Consider the following 17,766-nt stretch of genomic DNA (forward strand, 5'->3'; position numbering starts at 1 on the left):
GGTAACCCCCTGGCCTTCGGCCAGGGGGCTCGCGCCTTCGGCCCTTCGCAGGTGCGTACGGCGAACTCCCGTGCTTCGCACGGGAGTTGCGGGCCTCCGGCCCGCCGGGGTCGGTGGGCGGGGTGGGGGCCGAGGGCTGGCGCCCTCGGCGTGGCCGGGTGAGGCGCTCCGCGCCCTGGGTGGTGTGTGGTGGCAACTCCTCCGCTGCGCTGCGGAGTTGGGGTGTTGCGGGAGTGGTGTTCGGGGGCTGGCGCCCCCGAGTTGGAGTGGGTGCGGGGGCGCTCCGCGCTCCCGTGGTTGGTGGGTGGTCAACTCCTCCGCTGCGCTCCGGAGTTGGGGGATGGAGGGCTGTTTGCTGTTGGGGTGTGTGGTGGCTTTGCTTGTTGGTCACGTGGTGTAACCGTGTTGGGGTGGTGATCTTGGAGTGCTCCGCACTCCTGCCAGGCGGTGTGAGTGCGGCCGGGTGATGTCATTTCAGGCTCGTTGGACAGAGATCCAGTTGGGGCGCGTGCTCGTGAAGTCGTGGCGGGGCGTACGGTGTCGAGACTTGCAAGTTACCGAGGGGTGAGGGCGGGATGCGTCGAGCGGCGGTATATCCGGTGACGATCGCTGCGGAGTGCGGGACGCAGGCCCGGCTGAAGGAGCTGCTGGAGGCTGAGAAGTCGCGGGCGGCGGTGCTGTCGTCAGCGCCTCAATGGGGGACGTACGGGCTGCCGAGGGGCGCGGCGGCGGGGGTTCGGGCGCGGTGGCGGAGGGAGCATCAGCGGCTGCGTGCGGAGGGGCTGTTGCTGGATACCGGGGACGTGCTGGTCGAGTTCGGGGTGCTCGAGGAGCTGCGGGCGCGCGGCTGGGATCGCGAGTGGCCGGCGGCGCCGGAGGACGCGTGGGATCAGGGGCGGTGGCCGGGCTCGAGGGACGGCGGTTTCCCGGATCGGGTTTCTGCCCGTCTGGGCGGGGGCCTGGTCGAGCGCACCGTCGCGGCATGCTGGGCGACGTCGTGCGAGGCGATCGCGGCGCTGCGCCGGTGGCGGGATGACAACCCCGGGATCACTCCGCCTCGCGTCCGCGTGGACGAGGCCGGCCGGGAGCAGCTCGTCGGGCCGCTCGCTGAGTACGAACGGCTCTCCGCCCGCGTCACCACCACTGGGGAGATCTGGCGCGCGGGCCTTGCCCGCGGCATCGCCCACGCCGAGCGTCTCGCCCGGGAGAACGCCGCAGGTCAGTAGAGGGACACCACGGGCTGACTGCGCTGGGAACGGGTTGACGGCCGTTTCCCTGCGTGCTGCTGGGCTTCTGGTGGGGCCTTCGGCCCGTCGCCGGACATGACGTGTCGGCGGCGCGGTCGTTGAACCGTGCGGAGCGCCTTTCGAGCTGGCCCCGGTGCGGCAGGCGAGGGCCGGCTTGTTCAGGACGATTCAGGAGCCGACGGCGGCCGCGGGGCAGCGGTCTGCTTGGTCATCAGGACGCGCGTCTTCGGAGAGTCGGCCGCATCCCCCCGCGTCCATCCCTGGCGCTCCCAGAAGCGCAGCGCGCCGTCCCCGCCGGGCTTGCCCGCGTCCACCAGCAGGTAGGCGCCGCGGTACCCGTGCCGCGCCAGCTCCCGCAGTACGAACTCCTCCAGCCGCGCCCCATGCCCTGCGCCCCGTACGTCGGGCCGGGTGGCCAGGTACATCAGGTAGACCGGCCAGGCCCGGCCGGCCGCCTGCCTGTAGCGCGTGCGGCGCAGGAACTTCGCGGCGGCCACCGCCGCCACCGTGCCGCCCTCGTCGAGCACCCACACCCCGTACTCCGCGTGAGCGTCACCGCTCTCCTCCTGCTCCTGCAGGTACTCGCCCCACCGGCTGGCGTTGTTCTCCTCCGGCCACTCCTGGCCGAGGAGTTCGAGCACGGACGGCAGATCGGCCGAGGTGGCCCGGCGTAGCACAGGGGCAGACATCCCGCCAGTATGAACGCCCCGCCCCGCACGGCGCGTTGGTCACCTCCGCGGCCGGCCGGCGGCGTTCCCGGGCATCGGCCGGTGTCACGCTGTCACGCCACACCGCCGACTCTCTCTCATCCTGCTTTTCCGCAGGTCAGGGCCCTTTCTCGCGGGGTGTGACAGGCAGCGTGACGCGCTGCGTGACAGCGGCCTCGCCGGGCTCGACATGCCCAGCCCGGCGAGGCGGTGCAGGTGAGCCGGGGTGTGAACGGTGGGGGCCGGCAGCCCGCCCCTGTCCGGCTCACAGGCAGACACAGCGCGAGCCAATCACCACATATTGACGCGTTAAATTTGACTCACGATCCCTAGGTGAGTAAATTAGTACATACATGCTGGCGCTGTCAGCCGGCCCTCATCACCTTCCGGAGGAGCACCTTGACTGACCTGCGCACCCTCGACCTCAAGGCCCTCAACTCGGCCACGAAGTACCCGCAGATCGACACGTACCACGAGATCGACCGCGGGCGTCTGCTCGAAAAGACCGTCGCTTTCAGCGGCGAGGTCTACCTGACCGAGAAGGTCGACGGCACGAACGCACGCATCATCGTCGCCCCGAACGGCGACTACGTCCTGGGCAACCGCGAGCACCTGCTGCATGCGCGGGGCGACTTCATCGCGAACCCGGCCGAAGGCATCGTCGACGCCCTGCGCGGCCTCGCCGGCCGGATCACCGCCCCCGAGGCGGGCCTGCGCGTGTACTACCTGGAGGTCTACGGGATGCACAGCGGCGGCAAGATCACCCGGGCCAGCGCCGAGTACACCGGCTCCCAGGCCGTCGGCTACCGCCTGTTCGACGCGGTGAGCATCGCCCCGGACGTGCTGACGCGGCCGGTCGAGGCGATCTCCGCCTGGCGTAAGAACGGCGGCCAGCGCTTCCACACCGAGCAGGAGCTCAGCGCCGCCGCCGAGCAGAACGCGGTCGCGCTCACCCCGCGTCTGGGAAGCCTCCCGTCCAGCGAACTGCCCACCGGCCTCAAGGAGATGCAGGACTTCCTTGCCGAGCGGCTGCCCGCGACCCGCGCTGCGCTCGACGACGGCGGCACCGGCCGCCCCGAGGGCATCGTGCTGCGCACGGCGGACCGCTCGGTGATCGCCAAGGCCCGCTTCGAGGACTACGCGCGCACCTTCAAGAGCCGCACCAAGCGGTGAACCCCCTCAGGCCCGGCCGCACCCCATGCGGCCGGGCCTGTCCCGTTTCCCTCACCCTCCACCCGCCCGACCGGCAGCACACGGCCGGAGACACCGACCGATCGGGGACCGCACCGTGACCACCCAGACCGCCGAAACTCTCGCCCGGCGTCTGTACGACGCGCTGGTCGTCGAAGCCCGCAGGAACGCCGCCTACTGGCCGGAGCACCAACTGCTCCGCCACGTCGACGCGATGCGCCCGGCCGAAGCCCTGGACGCCTTCGCCGGCCAACAGTTCATCAGCACGGACCTGCTCGCAGCCGTCACCGGCGTCCTGCGCCACCTCGCCCCCGCCGACTACGTGGACCAGGAGGAAGCGGCAGAGCTGTCCGAGCATGACTTCATGGAACTGCTCGCCTTCTCGGCCCGATGCGAGAGCGCGGACTTCTGCGACGTCCGCGCGGACGCCCCACCGAAGTTCGAGAGCCCAGGTCTCCAGACGCTCGCCCAGCGACCGAGCGGGCTGGAGGAGCTGCTCGACCGGCACGAGGAGGCCATCAGCGCCTTCTTCAGGCAGCCCGACGCCTCCGAGCGTCTCAGCGCCCACACCGAGGCGTAGCCAGGCCCGCGCGGCAACGCTCAACTGGAGGCGTCTGCCCGTGAGTCCGACGCCAGCGCCGCAGGCCGGCAGGGGGACACCACGGGCGGCACGCGGGCGGCCTCCGCCCGGCCCGGCAGGCGGCGGAGGAACCCGCCCGCACCGATGAGCCGACCCAAGGCAACGCGACACGTTTAATTTGCACATAAGCCGCATAGTGTGTAAATTATCTATTAGCGGCACGGGGCAGCAGCCCGGCGATCCCACAGCACCGAGGAGCGGACCTATGCCGACCGACCAGACTCCCCTGGACACCAACGGCCACGACCTCCTGCCCCGGCGCGCCGACACCGTGGAGGTCCTCATCGGGGCCAGGAGCGGGGAGCCGATCGTGATCGGCGCCCGCTTCAGCTGCGCCAGCTGCGACCAGATGCCGACGTACGTCCTGCGCGAGGGCACCGTGCACGTCCAGGACCCGTGCCCCTACCCGATGGGCATCACCACTGAGACCACCCTCGACGTGCCCTCCGGGAAGCTGATCGTCACCGACGACCTGCGCGACGTCTACAACGTCGACTTCGAAGCGGGCGCCGACTACGGGACCGCCCTCGGTAAGAAGCAGGTCATCGAGGCGATGGCGGCCCTCGGATGCGCCTTCGGCATCGTGAGCAACACCGGTCCCGGCCTATACCGCGACGGGGCCGACAGCTACGTCATCGCCGCTCCGGTCCGCGACGACAACGACGTCCCCTCCCTGCCCGACGAGGCGCGCCTGGCACGGATCAGCACCGAGCTGTGGGCGTACTCGATCGCCGACTTCGAGGACTGGAAGGCCAAGGGCGGCCACCCGGGACAGAAGCGGCTCGGCAGGTACACGGTCGTCGACGTCACCCCGGGCACCTACAAGTTCACCTTCCACGGCGGCGAGCGCCGCTTCGACCACCACGCCGCCGACACCGTGGTCTTCGCGCACATCGAGCGCTTCTCCCCCGCCTCCTGACGAGCAGCACCCGCCCCCGGGGGCGGCCCCGCAGGCCGCCCCACCCCGCCCCCTCCACTCGGAAGGCTCCGCCCCATGTCCACCGCTCCCGCCGCTCCGAGCGGCCCGTTCAGCGTCATCGTCACCAAGCCCGGCCACGACACCGTCCGCGTCGGCCCGTTCACCGAGCTGGGGAGGGCCCAGGGGTTCGCCTACGTCCTCGACCACGGTGTCCGCGGCATAGGCGCCCCCGCCGGCACCCGCTTCGACGTCGCCGCCTACGACCCGCATCTGCCCCACCTCTGCGTCCCCGCCGACGACGCGGCCGGCCTCGCCCGGCAGATGAGTGCCGAGCCCGGCCGCGGCGGACCGGCCGGCTTCCCGGACCTGTTCACCCGCCTCGTCGCCGACCGCTGCTGGGAGGACGCCGCCCGGGCCTGGCTCGACGCCCTCGCCCACCCGGCCCCGGCCGCCGGGGCCGGGCCGGACACCGGCGAACAGCCGCCCGCCGCGAAGACGTTCACCGTCTTCGGGATCATCGGCCACCACGGCGCCACGACCTCGCTCGACGTCGCCGGCGTCGTCGCCGGCGAGAGCACCCGGGTCGACCTCTACGACCGGCCCTGGGCCTTCACCGACACCAAGGGCCGCTTCAGCGTCACCGTCCGGGCCGCCACCTGGCAGGACGCCGAGGAACAGGCCGTCGAAGGCGTCGAGTCCGGCGCTCTGCGCGAGCCCTGGCGCTGACCTGGTGCCCGGGCGCGCCGCCGGGCCGTCGGCTCCGGATCCCGGGCGGCGCGGCTACCGGCCGGGCCGGCGGCGGAAGGCGTCCAGCATCGCCGCGCGGGCCTGGTCGCTGGCCGCGAGGTGCGCGGGCGAGGCCAGGTACGCCTGCAGCTCGTCGAAGTCACGGCGCCGTTTCTCGGCCCACCGGCGGCGGAAGGCGGCCCGCTCCGGGCCCGCCGCACGCCGGACGGCCTCCTCGGCGACCTGGCCGTCCGGCGCCTCCCGGGCGTGCTCCAGCTCCACCGCCGCCAGGACCCGCTGGCCGTCCGTACGGTTCTCCAGCCACAGCACCAGCCCGGGATGCTCGGCGAACATCAGGCGCAGCCGCTCCCGGCCCGGCGCAACCGTGGCGAGCCGCACGAGCCCCGCCGGGAACACCGCCCGGGCGGGCGGCAGATGCAGCGACGGCACCGTCTGCCCGGCCAGCCCGAGCGCGGCCTCCACCGCTGCGGCCTCACCCTCCACACCGTCCTCTTCCCGCTCCCCCACGCCCGTTCCCCGCCCTTCGGTGACCACCGTCCTGACCAGCACCGCAGCCTAACCAGCCATCAGACGGCGGCCGCCCGCCGAACCTCACAGCCGCGCCCGTCCAGCCACGGGGCGGCCCTCCCCCGACAGCAACCCGGAGGTCCTCCATGTCCCTGTTCCCCCAGGCCGAGATCGACGCCGCGCGCCGGCGGGAGGCCGAGCGCGACGCGTCCCTGCGCGCCGCCACCGCCGGCGAGGTGCGCACCTGGCTCGCCGGCCAGGACGACGTCGCCGACGCCGTGATCCACCCCGGCACCCCCGCCGCCGTCGCGGTACGGCTGGCGGGCGGCCCTCTGATCGCCGTCACCATCTCCACCGACGACGTCCCCCCGGCCCCTGCCGCCCCCGGCACCGCGGTGCACCAGGCGCTCGCCGAGCGGATCAGCACCTGGCTCGCCGGCGAGGCCGGTATCGCCCGGGCCCGGACCGTTCCTGGCACCACCACCGCCGGCGTCGAGCTCGTCGACGGCACCGAGTTCACCATCACCGTCAGTCCCCGCGCCTGAACCCGCCACCGCCTGCCCGGGCGCAGCAGGACCGGCGGGCAGGGCGAGCGGTCAGCCGGCCGGCTCCGTGTCCCCGGGCCCGGGCGGCCCCTCCTCGGCGGCGGGCGCGAGGTGCTCGGCCACCAGCCGCTGCAGCGCCTCGAAGACGGCGTCGGCCCGCCGGCTGCGCGGGCTGCCGAAGTCCTCCCGCCGGGCCATCAGCAACAGATGCCAGTGCGCGCCGGTCATCCGCATCCGGGCGGCCGCCCTTACCGCGCCCAGCAGCCGCCGGCCGTCCGGCTTCGCCAGCGCCCCCTGCACCGGCGTCACCAGCTGGTGCGCGGGCATCCGAAGGCTCTGGCGCCACGCGAGCGGCACCTCGCCCCACGCCGGATCGTCCGCCCCCGGTAGCAGCACGCCCTGCGCGGCGCCGGTCTCCGCCCGCACCGGCGGCGCGCTGCCGGCCGCCGCAGGGCCGGCACGCCCCGCGCGGGCGACCGGCTCCGCGGGCTCAGTCTCGCGCCCGGCGGGCTCCCCCAGGCCGTCCGGCTCGGCGGCGCACCCGCCGCCCCGCAGGTGAGCGGCCAGCCCTGCCGCCGTCCCGGCGTACGCGCACCCCGCGCACCGCGCCCAATCCGCCTTCGCTACCGCCTCCTCGACGACCGAGCGCTCCGGCCCGAAGCCCGCCGCCACCAGCCGCTGCGGCAGGCTCAAGCCTTCGACGGCCCGCAGCGCCGCGGCCGCCGTGATGTCGTGCCCGCGCACGAACCAGCGGCCGATCTCCGCCTCTCCCCCGCACCCGCAGAAGCAGTCTCCGGTCGGCACCAGCCGCGATTTCCTCGTCACCGTCACGCCCCGGGACGGTAGCCGCACGGCCCAGCGCAGGTCAGCGAATCCGCACCGCCGACCACAACCGACCGAAAGAGACCACCTCTCGATCACGCATGACCAGCACGTCCTCATCGCGTGAGTGCTCTGCGCGTCAGAACAGCACGACAGGCCAGCATGTCCGAACAGCGCGCTGTCGTAGCGCGCTTGCACGGCCTGACCTGCTGCCTCGGCTGCTGGGCGTGCTGCAGGCCGCGGAGTAACCGCGCGCCCGGCCCGCGCGAGGACATGTCGTCCTCGTACAGCCGGATGACGCCCCACGCCCTGGAGCCGGGATCGCTGATCCGCCCCACCCGGTGCCCTGGTCTGCGCGCCCATACACGGAGGCCTTCAGCGCCCCCGCCTCGTCCCGGCCCGGCTTGGGCCGGGTTCTGGCGGTCGCTCCTCACGGCCGGACGGCGCAGGCCCCGGACGGGCCGACGTCACGTTGTCACGCACCGCCGCCGACACTGCCTCATTCCGTCTTTTCTGCAGGTCACAGCCGTTTTCGCTGGGGTGTGACAGGCGGCGTGACGCGCGGCGTGACAGCGGCCGTGACACTCCGGGGCGCCGACCGGTGAGGGGACACCACGCCACCGGTTCCCCGGGCCAGAACCATGCTCGCGCCCGCCGGCGGCGGACCCTGTCCACAGGTCACCACGCCGAGCCTGCGCCCATGTTCACCACCACTCAGGGCGCGCACGCCCTCTTCGCGGACCTGACCGAGAACGCCGGCCTCCCCCTCGCCCATGCGGAACTCCGGCGCTCCCCCCGGTTCCAGCAGCACGACCATGTCTTCTTCGGAGACCTCGCCCTTCGCCGCTACAAGCACAACAACCGCTGGGGGTTCGACGACCGCGACGTCCGCCGCGTCGGCCAGCTGCTGGCGGACATGGCGGTGGACTTCGACGACGTCGTCGAAGTCCGCTTCCCCGCCTACCCCGAGCTGCTGAACGGGACCATCCTCAACTGGCGGCACCAGGTGGCGACCTGGATGTACCACCTGGCCCGGAAGCAGCAGACGGAGGAGGACTGGGGTTTGGACAGCTGGAAGGTGATCGGTGCGAACGGCCTGCCCGGCACCCTGACATGGGAGATGTTCGTCGCGGTCGGCAACCAGCCCATCGTCGCCGGCACGCTGCCCCTGCAGATGCTGAGGTGGTCCGGGCAGAGCTGGCTCGCGCCCCGCTCCTACGTGCAGATGATGGACCGCTGGCAGGAGCGGGAGGCGGAGATGACCGCGACGTTCCGGACCTGCTGCTCCTGCGGCGCGCAGAGCCCGGGCTGGGGCCAGTGGCGTACCCCGACACCGGCGGGCTACGTCACCCGCTGCCCCGAGTGCTCCGCCGCGGCATTCCCGGCCTACACCGGCCAGCTCGACGGCGTGCTGTACGACTCCCCCCGCCAGCGCCGTGTGTCGCCCCGGGACTACCTGTGCCGGCTGTGCGGACTCATGCAAGCGTCGGTCTGGGACCACTGCCACACAGAAGGACACGGCTTCGTGCGCGGCCCGTTGTGCATGAGCTGCAACACCAGCGAGGGAGTGGGCTTCGCGGACAGGTTCCTGCGCGAGGGAGGTGCGGAGTACCTGCTGCAGTGCCGCGGCTGCCGCGAAGAGCGGACCCTTGCCTCCCGGTTCCACGCCGGCGTGGTGCACCTGCATGTGGAGAGCAGCCAGCGGCACGGGCGCTGCCGGCAGCAGCCGTCGGTGCGCGCCCTGGACGACGAGCCCGGCGTGTACCGGTACGCGCTGCGGTGTGCCTCTCACACGCCGGTACGGCAGTGGACAGTCGCCGTCACCGCCGAGGAAGCGGTCTCGCTCGTCGGCGCCTTCGTCGACGGCGTGCTCGCCGAGATGCGCCGCGGCACCGAAGGCCTCAGCGCGTAGGCACCACAGCCGTTGACCGGGCGCCCCCGGCAGCAGGGGCGGCGCCCGGCGTGGCCGGCCCTCGCCCGCTTCCAGGTCCTGGCCCGCGCCTGCGTGCAGGACCTGAAGTCGACGTCGGCATCGTGCTCCTGGTCGGCCGGCCCTCGCTCGGGGTGCGGACGTGGGGCACGAGGGTGCTGTGATTCAGCATCGTGCGGACCGCCGGAAAAGCGGAAAGGCCAGGCATCCGGATGCCTGGCCATCGCCTCTGTCGCATGAAGGACAGAAAGCACTCCCGCGGACTGTTTGCAGATCGTGCACCGCAGTGACAGCAACCCAGGGGCTACAGACCCCACATTACACGACTTTCCGAGATCATCAAGTTTTACGCGTCACAATCGGTTGGGGTCTTGCTCCGTCCGGTCGGACCGCAGGAACTGGCCGTGCCGCAGGGCTGGTTGTACGCGGCCGCCCCGGGACCCTCACAGCAAGGAGGGGGACACCACGGGCTGACGGCTCGTGGTGCCGGGCACCGGCCGCCGGTTGGAGCGGGTCCGGGGCGCGGTAAGCAGCAGCGGGCGCCTCGCCGGAGCGGGAGACGACTACACAGGCGGGACGGTTCGCGGAATGACGGCGCGGCGCACCATCGCCTCCAGCAGTGCCTGGGCCCGGTGCCGGCCGTTGATGCGAGGCGGGCCACCGCGAACTCCTCGAACACCAGCTGTTCTTCCCGCTCCTCGGGACACGGTCCTCCGCGACCGGGGGTGCCGGCTACAGGCCCGGCCGACAAGCCGGTGCAGCGCGGCTGTGCAGCAAGAGGTGGTGCAGCACGCTGCCCGGGCGGGCATCCCCGGCAGGCTGTGCAGCGCCCTCCGCCCACCGTGCCCCCGTGCTGCAGCAGCACGGGGAAGAAGCCCACGGGGGCAGCAGGGCGTGCAGCGGACGAAGAAGTTCCGGAGCAGCACGCGCATGCAGCATCGGCGGGCAGCACGGCATCACCACCCGCAGCAGCACGCCCCCGGGAGAAGCCGCCGCTGCATCTGAGGGTGATCACTCCCGCGCGGACCTGGTTCGCTGCGCGGTTCTCGCCCGGGCGGGCCAGCCGGCCTCAAGCGGCCGGCCTCGAAGGGTTCGACGACCGGGTCCGGGCGTAAGTACCTCGCGGTGGCCGCCGCGCCCGTCGAACCGTCCGGCTCGCCGGCGCGCTCCGCCGCGGCAGGCGCTTGAGCCTGCCGGGCGTACGGCTTTCCCCTCGCCTGCATGTCACGCTGTCACGCCTGAGCCGTCGGCGCGCCGGGAGGATCTATCCGCGCAGGTCAGACGCTAGTTCTGTCGAGCGTGACAGGCACCGTGACGGGTGAGTGTGACGCAGGGCGTGACAACAGGAACCGGTCCTGGAGGCGGGGACAGCACCACACCCCCGACAGGCCCCCGGCCGGCGTGACGGCGAGCGCCGTACGCAGGCCGGCAGTCCTCGAGCACCCACGCGCCCGCAGATCCGCCGGCTGGGCCCGTGCCGCCTGGCGAGCCGGTCGGCGGCCGCCACCCGGACGCGGCCGGGAAGCAGGCTGCAGCGGTACCGGCGAGCAGCAGGCGCTGTCGACAGCCGGCGGACAGCAGCGGGTTGCCGCACGAACTTGTGCAGCAGCAGCCGGGCTTCAGACGTCCGTGCAGCGGCACGCGAAGGCAGCGCGGCAGCATGCAGCAGCGGACCGGCCGGCTCGTGCAGCCGCTTCACCCCGCCGCGGCCGCTGCACACCCTCCTCCAGTGCAGCGGCCCGGGCGGTCGGAAGCAGCGCTGCAGCAGGCGGGACGACCCCGGGGAGGACGAGGTGCAGCAGCGAGTGCCGGGCGAACGCGGCCGTGCCATCCGCCTCCGTCGGCAAGACGTCCGCACCGGACCGCGGGCGCTCCCCCTCGGCAAAGAGTCGGCCGCTAAGCGGCTGGAGTGCCCGCGGCCCTGGTTTCACCCGCAGTCCAGGAGAGCCGCTTCCCCACGGTAGGCCGCGCCGGGCCAGGAGGTCATGCCCGCGGCGGAAGCGGGACAGAACTGCGGGAAACCGCCCGCCCCCGGCTCCGGTTCGGATCGCGCGCCGGCCATCGCCGACTCCCGGGCCGCGGCCTCCGGCCACCCGGGGCGGCCGTACCCGAGACCGGGCATCGCCGCTGGAACGCTGCCGCGCCCGCTCAGTCCGAGGCGGGCGAGAGCGGAACGGCTGGCCGGCACCGACCACTTGCCGCGCCCAAGGGGTCGGCGCGCGCCGGCCGTGTCACGTTGTCACGCCTTCGGGCCGCCATCCCCACGGATGCACATCTGCCCAGGTCAGAGCAGAAATCCGGTGAGTGTCACGGGGGGCGTGACGGGGAGTTGTGACGACGGCCGTGACACCCTGCACGCAGGGACACCACCAACTGGCCGGCCAGCCGGGCCTGTTCTCCCGAGGCCGGAGCGGAGGGCGGTGGGGCCCGGAAAGGGCAGTGGCGGCCGAGGCACCAAGACCTGGCGGGTCCGGCCGCCGGACGGGCCGGCCGCGGCTGAGTCGCCGGACCGGCCGGACCGGCCGGACAACTCCTGGACAACTCCGGACAACTCCCGGCGGTGTACGTGTGCAGGCCGAGGAGCCGCGCCAGCAGGCCGAATCCGCCCGCCCGACGCGACGAGGAAGGCATCGCCCGCCGGCGACAGACCGCACGGGCCGGCAGCCCGTTCACGGACGTGGCCCAGAAGCGCCGGACGCCAGAGCCTTGTGGCCCCGTTGGCCGACTCCTGCAGCACGCTGCACCCCCTTCACACTGTCCGCGGCCGCGCTGCACACCCGGCGGGCCGTCTCGGCGTGCGCAAGCAGCGCTGCAGCCGGGCCGCGGTACCGGCCGCTGCACGAGGCGCCCGGGAGCAGCGGGTGAAGCAGCACGCTGTCGGCGCCGTCGGCTACGGTGATGCCCTAGGCGAACTGAACGCCCATCCCGCTGTCGCGCGCCCACGCCGCGTGAGTCCCGGGAGAAGGTCCTTCGGGATCCAGATCTTCTGAACAGGCCGATCCTCTTCTTCCTTCACCGGCCGATGGCGTGGGCACGATGGCCGGCTTCAAGGAGACGATCGTGACCAGGCGCGACACCACCCAGCAGCGAGCCAGGGAGCTCCAGCAGGCTGAGGGAATCGGCTATCACGAAGCCCTGAACCGCGTGCGTGACGGCGAGCACCCCGGGCCGGAGAGCCGCCCCGGTGTCGTCCTGACCGACTCCACCCTCATCGCCATCGAGTCGGGCGACAACATGCGCTGCAACGCCTGCTACAAGACCGTGGAGCAGTGGGCGCTGCACCTGATCGACGTGACGTCTGACGGCGCCTTCATCCTCTGTCCCTCGTGTGCGAAGGCGATCGCAGACGCCGTCGCCCACATCCCGGCGACCCCTGCACCAGACCGCGAACCCTCGTACCGGATCCCGCTCCCTGCGGCGTCCGCACCTGATCAGGTCGTGGCCTACCTCTCGCCAAACCGTGTCCATCTGCTGTGCCCACGCCACAGCCCCACGGCTCCGAGCGACTATCTGCCCGTCACCCCCGGAGACCTGGAAAACCTGTTCCGCCCCGGTGGGGGCGGGCGCCACTGCAGTGTCTGCAACCTCGACGTGCTGCCCGCCTGACCCTCTTCGCACGGGTACCCCTCGGCGGCCGGCAGCCAGCCGGATCTCGCGGTCCGTACGCGCCGCTGGAAGTGAGCAGCCGGCGGCCGAAACGGCAGGGGACACCACCCGCCCGGCGGCGCAGGCGCTGGTGCGCAGGAACGCTGAGGGACCGGGACCGGGTGACGGCAGCTGGCCCGCAACTCCCCGCGAGGGCCTGCGCGGGAGAGGACCTGTCCGTACGGCGGGCCGGCCGACGCTTCAGGCTCGGGAGGCGTCGGCCGACGCCTCCCTGCGCCCGGGCCGGGGATGACGCGGCCGGAACGGGGCGCGCCCCGGCCGGTCAGTTGGTGAGGAGGTGGATGTGCGGGTGCAGGGTGCTGCCGGGTGGCGTACCGGACGTGCCTGATACCGCAAGCACGACGGGAGCGAGCGGCGGCCGCCCAAGCCGGTCGGGGCGTACGACGCCGACGTCGCCGGCCGGGAGAGCCGTCGCTCCGGACTCCGCCAGGCCATGAACGGATGCTGGCTGCTCCCGCCCGGCTGTGAGTCGGGCGGGAGCAGTGCGGTCCCCTCCGGTTTTCCTCAGCACAAGGGGCCCGCGGTGCCTTCCAGACAAGGAAGGTGCGATGCGTCCCTCATGATGCCCCAGCCATGCACGGGACGAGCACGATTGCGCGCACCGCCGACCAGTCGCGCACGCACGTCCGGGGGTGCCGTGGCCGGGCGCCTGGTCACGGCCGTTGACCCGATCCGCGCGGAGCCGATCCGGACGCCTCGCTGGACATCGGCAGCGGCCGGCGCAGCAACACCGCGGCGTTGACCGCCTCGTGCCGGGCCCCCTCCACGGGGAAGATCAGCGGATGCTGGGGAACGGGCGGGCGGTCCGAGCGAGTGCACGTGGTCGGCCGGCCCCAGCCGCTCCCCCGTCCGCCGGGCGCGGTAGGCCGTCCCGGCGTAACCCCGCCCGGGGCCGTACCGCCGCGGTGCCGTCGCCGTGGCCAGGACCGGGGGTGTGGGGGCCGAGCCGTCAGACCACCTCGGATCCGACGGCGTTGCGGTTCATCTCGTCACCCACCGGGCCGGTACGGGCGGGCCCGGGCGCCCGCTCAGCGGGTGAGGAGGTAGAGGTGGGTGTGCAGGGTGCTGCCGGTGGCGTAACGGACGTAGGCGCGACCGCCGAGCCGGTGGAACGTGATGCCCGCGCTGGCACGCCTCGTGCGGACGCCCTGCAGGGTGGCGCGCAGGTCGGCCAGGCGGAGGGGATCGGGGCGCACGTCCTTCCGGGGGACGCCCTGCTCGTTCCCGAGGAAGGCCTGCGCGCGGCCGAGGCTGACCGCGTACATGACCGCGCCAGACGCCGGGCGCAGCACCAGGTCGCGGATCTGCTCCGGGGTGGCGCACGCGGTCCCGGGCAGCTGCGTGTTCACCGGCGGCAGGAAGGGCACGAACAGCCACTCGCCCTGGCCCCCCAGGGCCGCTCGCACCTGGTCGTCGGTCCGCGTGCCGGTTTCCGGGGCAAGGGGGAACTGCTCCCACAGGCCCGGCGTACGCAGGCCTCGCCGCCAGGTGGCGCCCTGCGGGGACCGGACACTGTCCCCGTCCACGAACCGCAGCGGCTGCACCTTCGGAGCGGTGACCGTGCCGGCGCCGGTCTCAGTCTCGGTCATCACAAGCTCCCTCGGTCGCAACCATCCCAACACCGGCAAAATTACCCAAACCATGCGCTAATGTCAAATTATACGAGCCGCAATAGTTGCAGTTCGGGACTGCGGACGGACGGCTCCAATGCTCCGGCGACGCGGCCGCCGCTCGGCTGGCACCGCCGAAAGGGAGCGGACCTGCGGGGCATCGCGGTGAACACCGCCGAATATCAGCGAACATGGCCGAACACTGCCGAACAGCCGTTCGTCCGGGCTGACCGGTCTCCGGCCCGCCGGCAGGGGCCGGAGACCGGGACACGGCCGACGGGGCGCACGGAAGAGCGGTGTTGCCGCAGCCGCAACACCGCGCTCTCGCCGGCGCAGGGAGCCTGAGCGGGCAGGCGCGCGGAACGGACCGGCACCGCAGACCGGCCCGCGCCGCGGGCGCTACACCTCCGCTGGGGTAAATCCGCGCCCGGCTGCGGCCGATGACGTAGGCTGGGCGCACCGACGCGGGGTGGAGCAGCTCGGTAGCTCGCTGGGCTCATAACCCAGAGGTCGCATGGTTCAAATCCTGCCCCCGCTACTGAACATCCGGCCCCCTCCGACTTGTCGGAGGGGGCCGGAGTCGTCTGCGCCAGCGTGAGGATCGCCGAGCTGGACTGCGCGGTGCGGAACAGCGTCATCCCGGTCCACAGCGGCAGCCGGCACGCAGATGGGCGCGCGTCAGCCGGTGGTGTCTGGGTCGGTGCCAGTGGTGTCGGCGAAGTCGTCGATCAGACGGCGCAGTTCACCGGTGCGGCCTTCGGCATGGGCCTCGAATGCCGCGCGCAGGAACGCCTCCCGCCGCACCTGGGCCGGCCAGTCGGGTTCGGGCCAGGCGGCGATCGACGCCCGCAGCAGCGCGGCGAGCTGGCGCACGGCATCCTCGCCGCGGGCGTGGAGGGTGAACTCGTACCCCTGTCCGTCGGCCGGCGCGGAGGTGAGCCGCACTCCGGGGTAGGCCCGCTGCATCCGCTCGTCCGTCGGCGTCTTCGACCACCGGATCGCCTCGGCAACACTGTTCGGCTTCCCCTCGACGGCTTCCAGCGCCAGGCCCCACAGGTTCACGAAGTCGGCCGTCTCGGCAGGACCCGGGGCGGAACGCAGCGCGGCGCAGGGGACCGTTTCACCGGAACCGGTGAACTCGACGACCGCGGCGCGCATGCCCCGCACCCGCCGGTGGGCCGCCTCGATCAGACCGGGCAGCTCGGGGACCAGGCCGACGACGTCGCTACCGGTGGCCTCTCCAAGACCGTGGGTGTGCCGCAGGGGCGCGACGAGGTCTGCAACGAGTCGGGCGTGAGGGGTCAGGGCGATCACGGATGTCTCCAGGGTGAGCCGGGCACGTCCGGCAAAGGCGCACAGCGGGCGGATGGTCGTTGCAAGTCAGAAGGGGGACACCACGGGCTTCCGGTGCGCCTCAAGGAGCGACCCGCGTGACCGGCGGGCGGGGTCAGATGACGACGCGGCCGAACAACAGCCAGGCGGGCATGAGTTCGTCGGCGGTCACCGGGAGAGCATCGGCCGGTGAGATCCGTCTGATCAGGGCTGAATGGGCACCGCTACACGCCGACCGGGAACGAACCCTCTGGCGTGCTGATGCGGCTTCCCAGAACCATCCGAGCAAAAGCAGGGACCGTCAGCCTCGACCCAGAGGTGCTCAATCTCAATGAGGGCCAGCAATGCACTACAGGCATAAGCATCGCCGACCGGCAACTCACGCTCGGCAGCCTGGAGTTCGTACTGGGCCTCCACAATCTCCGGATTCTTGATCAGCATGGATGCCCCCTTCCGTGGTGGTCGGTGCGGGTCAGCGGCTGCGCAGGGAGCGCGGGAGCTCGCGGCGCCCGGCGTCGGTGATGCGGAAGAACACGCCTTCCCCGGCCTTGCGGACGTCTTCGACAAGCCCGGCGCGGGCGAGGCCTTCCAGATGCCGCACGGTCGTCGAGGTGTTGCGCGAGTACCAGCCGCAGCCGGGCCACCACTCGCCCCCGTTGCGGGAGGCCAGCGACTGAAGAACGTCGTACTGGGCGGTGCCGATGGCGCGGCCGGTCGCGCCCCGGGTGTACTGCCGTTGCATGGTCTTGCCGAAGCCCATGGAAACCCAGCGGGTCCCGCCGGGCGCGATGTACACCGCCCAGTACCAGCCGCAGCCGGGGCAGATGACCGTGTCGCCGGCCTCGACGCCGCGCCGGCCTTTCTGGCAGCACGGGGTCCTGACCCAGTTCGAGCCGCCCCACAGCTGGGTGCACGAGCAGGCGATGGTGAATCCCTTGCGTCCGGTGGCCGCGCCGTGGTCCTCGTAGCAGTGTCCGGCGGGCTGGAAATCGTGCAGCGTGGCGGCACGGCACTCGTCGGCGGCCCACCAGGACCGGTCGGCCACGACGAGCCGGGCGAGCTCACCGTGGCGGCGCTCGGTGCCGGTGACGCGGTCCAATCTGCCGTCGCCGCGGACGATGAACGTTCCCGGGGTGATCGCGTGCGGGACCATAGCGTCGGGTTCCTTTCAGCGGGGGTGAGGGATGCGGCGGACCTGCCGGTCTGAGGGCTCACCTGGCGGTTCCGGCTTGGTGGTGGTGAAGGTCGATGGCTTCCTCGGTGGAGGCCGCGGTGAAGCCGCACGACCGGGCGGACGCGGTGAGCGCCGGCTCCAGGGCTGCGGGATGGGGAGGGGCCGCCGGAACAGCCCGGTACGAAAGGCGCGGCGGTCGGATGCCGAGCCGTCGGGGTGGTGGATTACGGCGGCAGTCAACAGGACGGTGTGGCACCGCCGAGCGGTGTCGCCGCAGCCGCGACACAACCGGGGCGAAGGCGGCTTCGACCGGCACATGCGCGGGCAGCCGGAGGCAGGGCAGACCTGAGGCCGGATCACGGACACCACCGTGCCCACGCGGTGGGGGCGACCAGCCCAGCCAGCCGCCCCAAGCGCCCGTCGGCTACTCCGTCACCCGCAGCGAGCGTATGAAGGCGACCTGCTCTTCCGCGATGAGGGGGTCCAGGGTGCCTGCCCTCATCTGGGCGCGTACACCGTCGACCAGGTCCCGCTCGTCTTGCGCCGTAAAGCCGAACCTCTGGGCGAGGTCCTCCATCAGGCCCCGTACGCTCTGGTCCATCGCCCGCTTGGCCTTTATCTCCTTGAGCCACTGCTCAACTTCCAGGCCCACCTGCTCCTTGGTCACGCCAGCCCCTCCCTCATGTCGCGCACAGCCCCACAACCAGTAACCCGTAATTTACACTACTC

16 protein-coding genes and 1 tRNA gene are annotated in these 17,766 nt (G+C 72.5%); 9 read left to right on the forward strand and 8 right to left on the reverse strand.

What is annotated here, in order from left to right:
• The first annotated feature begins 599 nt into the window (after window positions 1-599).
• Window positions 600-1,226 (forward strand): hypothetical protein, encoded by a 627-nt coding sequence (locus tag OG440_RS37855; protein ID WP_406011582.1) that lies wholly within the window; start codon window positions 600-602, stop codon window positions 1,224-1,226.
• A 179-nt stretch (window positions 1,227-1,405) separates the two neighbouring features.
• Here the strand turns inward: OG440_RS37855 and OG440_RS37860 are convergent, their stop codons facing one another.
• Window positions 1,406-1,936 (reverse strand): GNAT family N-acetyltransferase, encoded by a 531-nt coding sequence (locus OG440_RS37860; RefSeq protein WP_331752623.1) that lies wholly within the window; start codon window positions 1,934-1,936, stop codon window positions 1,406-1,408.
• Between the two features lie 417 nt (window positions 1,937-2,353).
• On the opposite strand from OG440_RS37860, the gene OG440_RS37865 reads away from it, so the two are divergent.
• The 4 genes from OG440_RS37865 (at window position 2,354) to OG440_RS37880 (ending at window position 5,430) form a co-directional block, all read left to right on the forward strand.
• Entirely contained in the window at window positions 2,354-3,127 is a 774-nt protein-coding gene (locus OG440_RS37865; protein WP_331752625.1) for an RNA ligase family protein, read from the forward strand.
• A gap of 115 nt (window positions 3,128-3,242) precedes the next feature.
• Window positions 3,243-3,725: a hypothetical protein gene (locus OG440_RS37870; protein ID WP_331752627.1), complete on the forward strand. Its 483-nt coding sequence runs from the start codon at window positions 3,243-3,245 to the stop codon at window positions 3,723-3,725.
• A gap of 265 nt (window positions 3,726-3,990) precedes the next feature.
• Window positions 3,991-4,704 carry a hypothetical protein gene (locus tag OG440_RS37875; protein WP_331752629.1) on the forward strand — a complete coding sequence of 238 codons (714 nt, stop codon included), beginning with the start codon at window positions 3,991-3,993 and terminating at the stop codon, window positions 4,702-4,704.
• 75 nt (window positions 4,705-4,779) lie between these two features.
• A complete protein-coding gene (locus OG440_RS37880; RefSeq protein ID WP_331752631.1) occupies window positions 4,780-5,430 on the forward strand; it encodes a hypothetical protein in 651 nt (216 codons plus the stop codon).
• 54 nt (window positions 5,431-5,484) lie between these two features.
• On the opposite strand, the gene OG440_RS37885 is transcribed toward OG440_RS37880, so the two are convergent.
• Window positions 5,485-5,958 (reverse strand): hypothetical protein, encoded by a 474-nt coding sequence (locus tag OG440_RS37885; RefSeq protein WP_406011583.1) that lies wholly within the window; start codon window positions 5,956-5,958, stop codon window positions 5,485-5,487.
• 146 nt (window positions 5,959-6,104) lie between these two features.
• On the opposite strand from OG440_RS37885, the gene OG440_RS37890 reads away from it, so the two are divergent.
• Window positions 6,105-6,503 (forward strand): hypothetical protein, encoded by a 399-nt coding sequence (locus tag OG440_RS37890; RefSeq protein WP_331752635.1) that lies wholly within the window; start codon window positions 6,105-6,107, stop codon window positions 6,501-6,503.
• A 51-nt stretch (window positions 6,504-6,554) separates the two neighbouring features.
• Here OG440_RS37890 and OG440_RS37895 read toward each other — a convergent pair whose 3' ends face one another.
• The gene (locus OG440_RS37895) at window positions 6,555-7,307 is read right to left on the reverse strand and encodes a hypothetical protein (RefSeq protein WP_331752637.1); all 753 of its coding nucleotides are present in this window, start codon (window positions 7,305-7,307) and stop codon (window positions 6,555-6,557) included.
• Window positions 7,308-8,025: 718 nt separating this feature from the next.
• Between OG440_RS37895 and OG440_RS37900 the strand changes: the two genes are divergently transcribed.
• Both OG440_RS37900 and OG440_RS37905 read left to right on the forward strand, forming a co-directional pair.
• On the forward strand, window positions 8,026-9,237 hold the full coding sequence (locus OG440_RS37900; protein ID WP_331752639.1) for an endonuclease domain-containing protein: 1,212 nt from the start codon (window positions 8,026-8,028) through the stop codon (window positions 9,235-9,237).
• A 3,078-nt stretch (window positions 9,238-12,315) separates the two neighbouring features.
• A complete protein-coding gene (locus tag OG440_RS37905; RefSeq protein WP_331752641.1) occupies window positions 12,316-12,861 on the forward strand; it encodes a hypothetical protein in 546 nt (181 codons plus the stop codon).
• 1,088 nt (window positions 12,862-13,949) lie between these two features.
• Here OG440_RS37905 and OG440_RS37910 read toward each other — a convergent pair.
• Complete coding sequence (locus tag OG440_RS37910; protein WP_331752643.1) at window positions 13,950-14,510, reverse strand: hypothetical protein; 561 nt, start codon at window positions 14,508-14,510, stop codon at window positions 13,950-13,952.
• A gap of 484 nt (window positions 14,511-14,994) precedes the next feature.
• Here OG440_RS37910 and OG440_RS37915 point away from each other — a divergent pair.
• Window positions 14,995-15,069 (forward strand) — tRNA-Met (locus OG440_RS37915).
• Between the two features lie 140 nt (window positions 15,070-15,209).
• Here OG440_RS37915 and OG440_RS37920 read toward each other — a convergent pair.
• From OG440_RS37920 to OG440_RS37935, 4 genes are all read right to left on the reverse strand, one after another.
• Window positions 15,210-15,845: a hypothetical protein gene (locus tag OG440_RS37920; protein WP_331752645.1), complete on the reverse strand. Its 636-nt coding sequence runs from the start codon at window positions 15,843-15,845 to the stop codon at window positions 15,210-15,212.
• A gap of 222 nt (window positions 15,846-16,067) precedes the next feature.
• Window positions 16,068-16,304 (reverse strand): hypothetical protein, encoded by a 237-nt coding sequence (locus OG440_RS37925; protein WP_331752647.1) that lies wholly within the window; start codon window positions 16,302-16,304, stop codon window positions 16,068-16,070.
• Window positions 16,305-16,335: 31 nt separating this feature from the next.
• Window positions 16,336-17,016, reverse strand: coding sequence for a hypothetical protein (locus tag OG440_RS37930; RefSeq protein WP_331752649.1), 681 nt, complete (start codon window positions 17,014-17,016; stop codon window positions 16,336-16,338).
• 445 nt (window positions 17,017-17,461) lie between these two features.
• A complete protein-coding gene (locus OG440_RS37935; protein WP_331752651.1) occupies window positions 17,462-17,704 on the reverse strand; it encodes a hypothetical protein in 243 nt (80 codons plus the stop codon).
• Between the last annotated feature and the right edge of the window lie 62 nt (window positions 17,705-17,766).

It is taken from the genome of Streptomyces sp. NBC_00637, assembly GCF_045161545.1.
Lineage (GTDB): Bacteria > Actinomycetota > Actinomycetes > Streptomycetales > Streptomycetaceae > Streptomyces.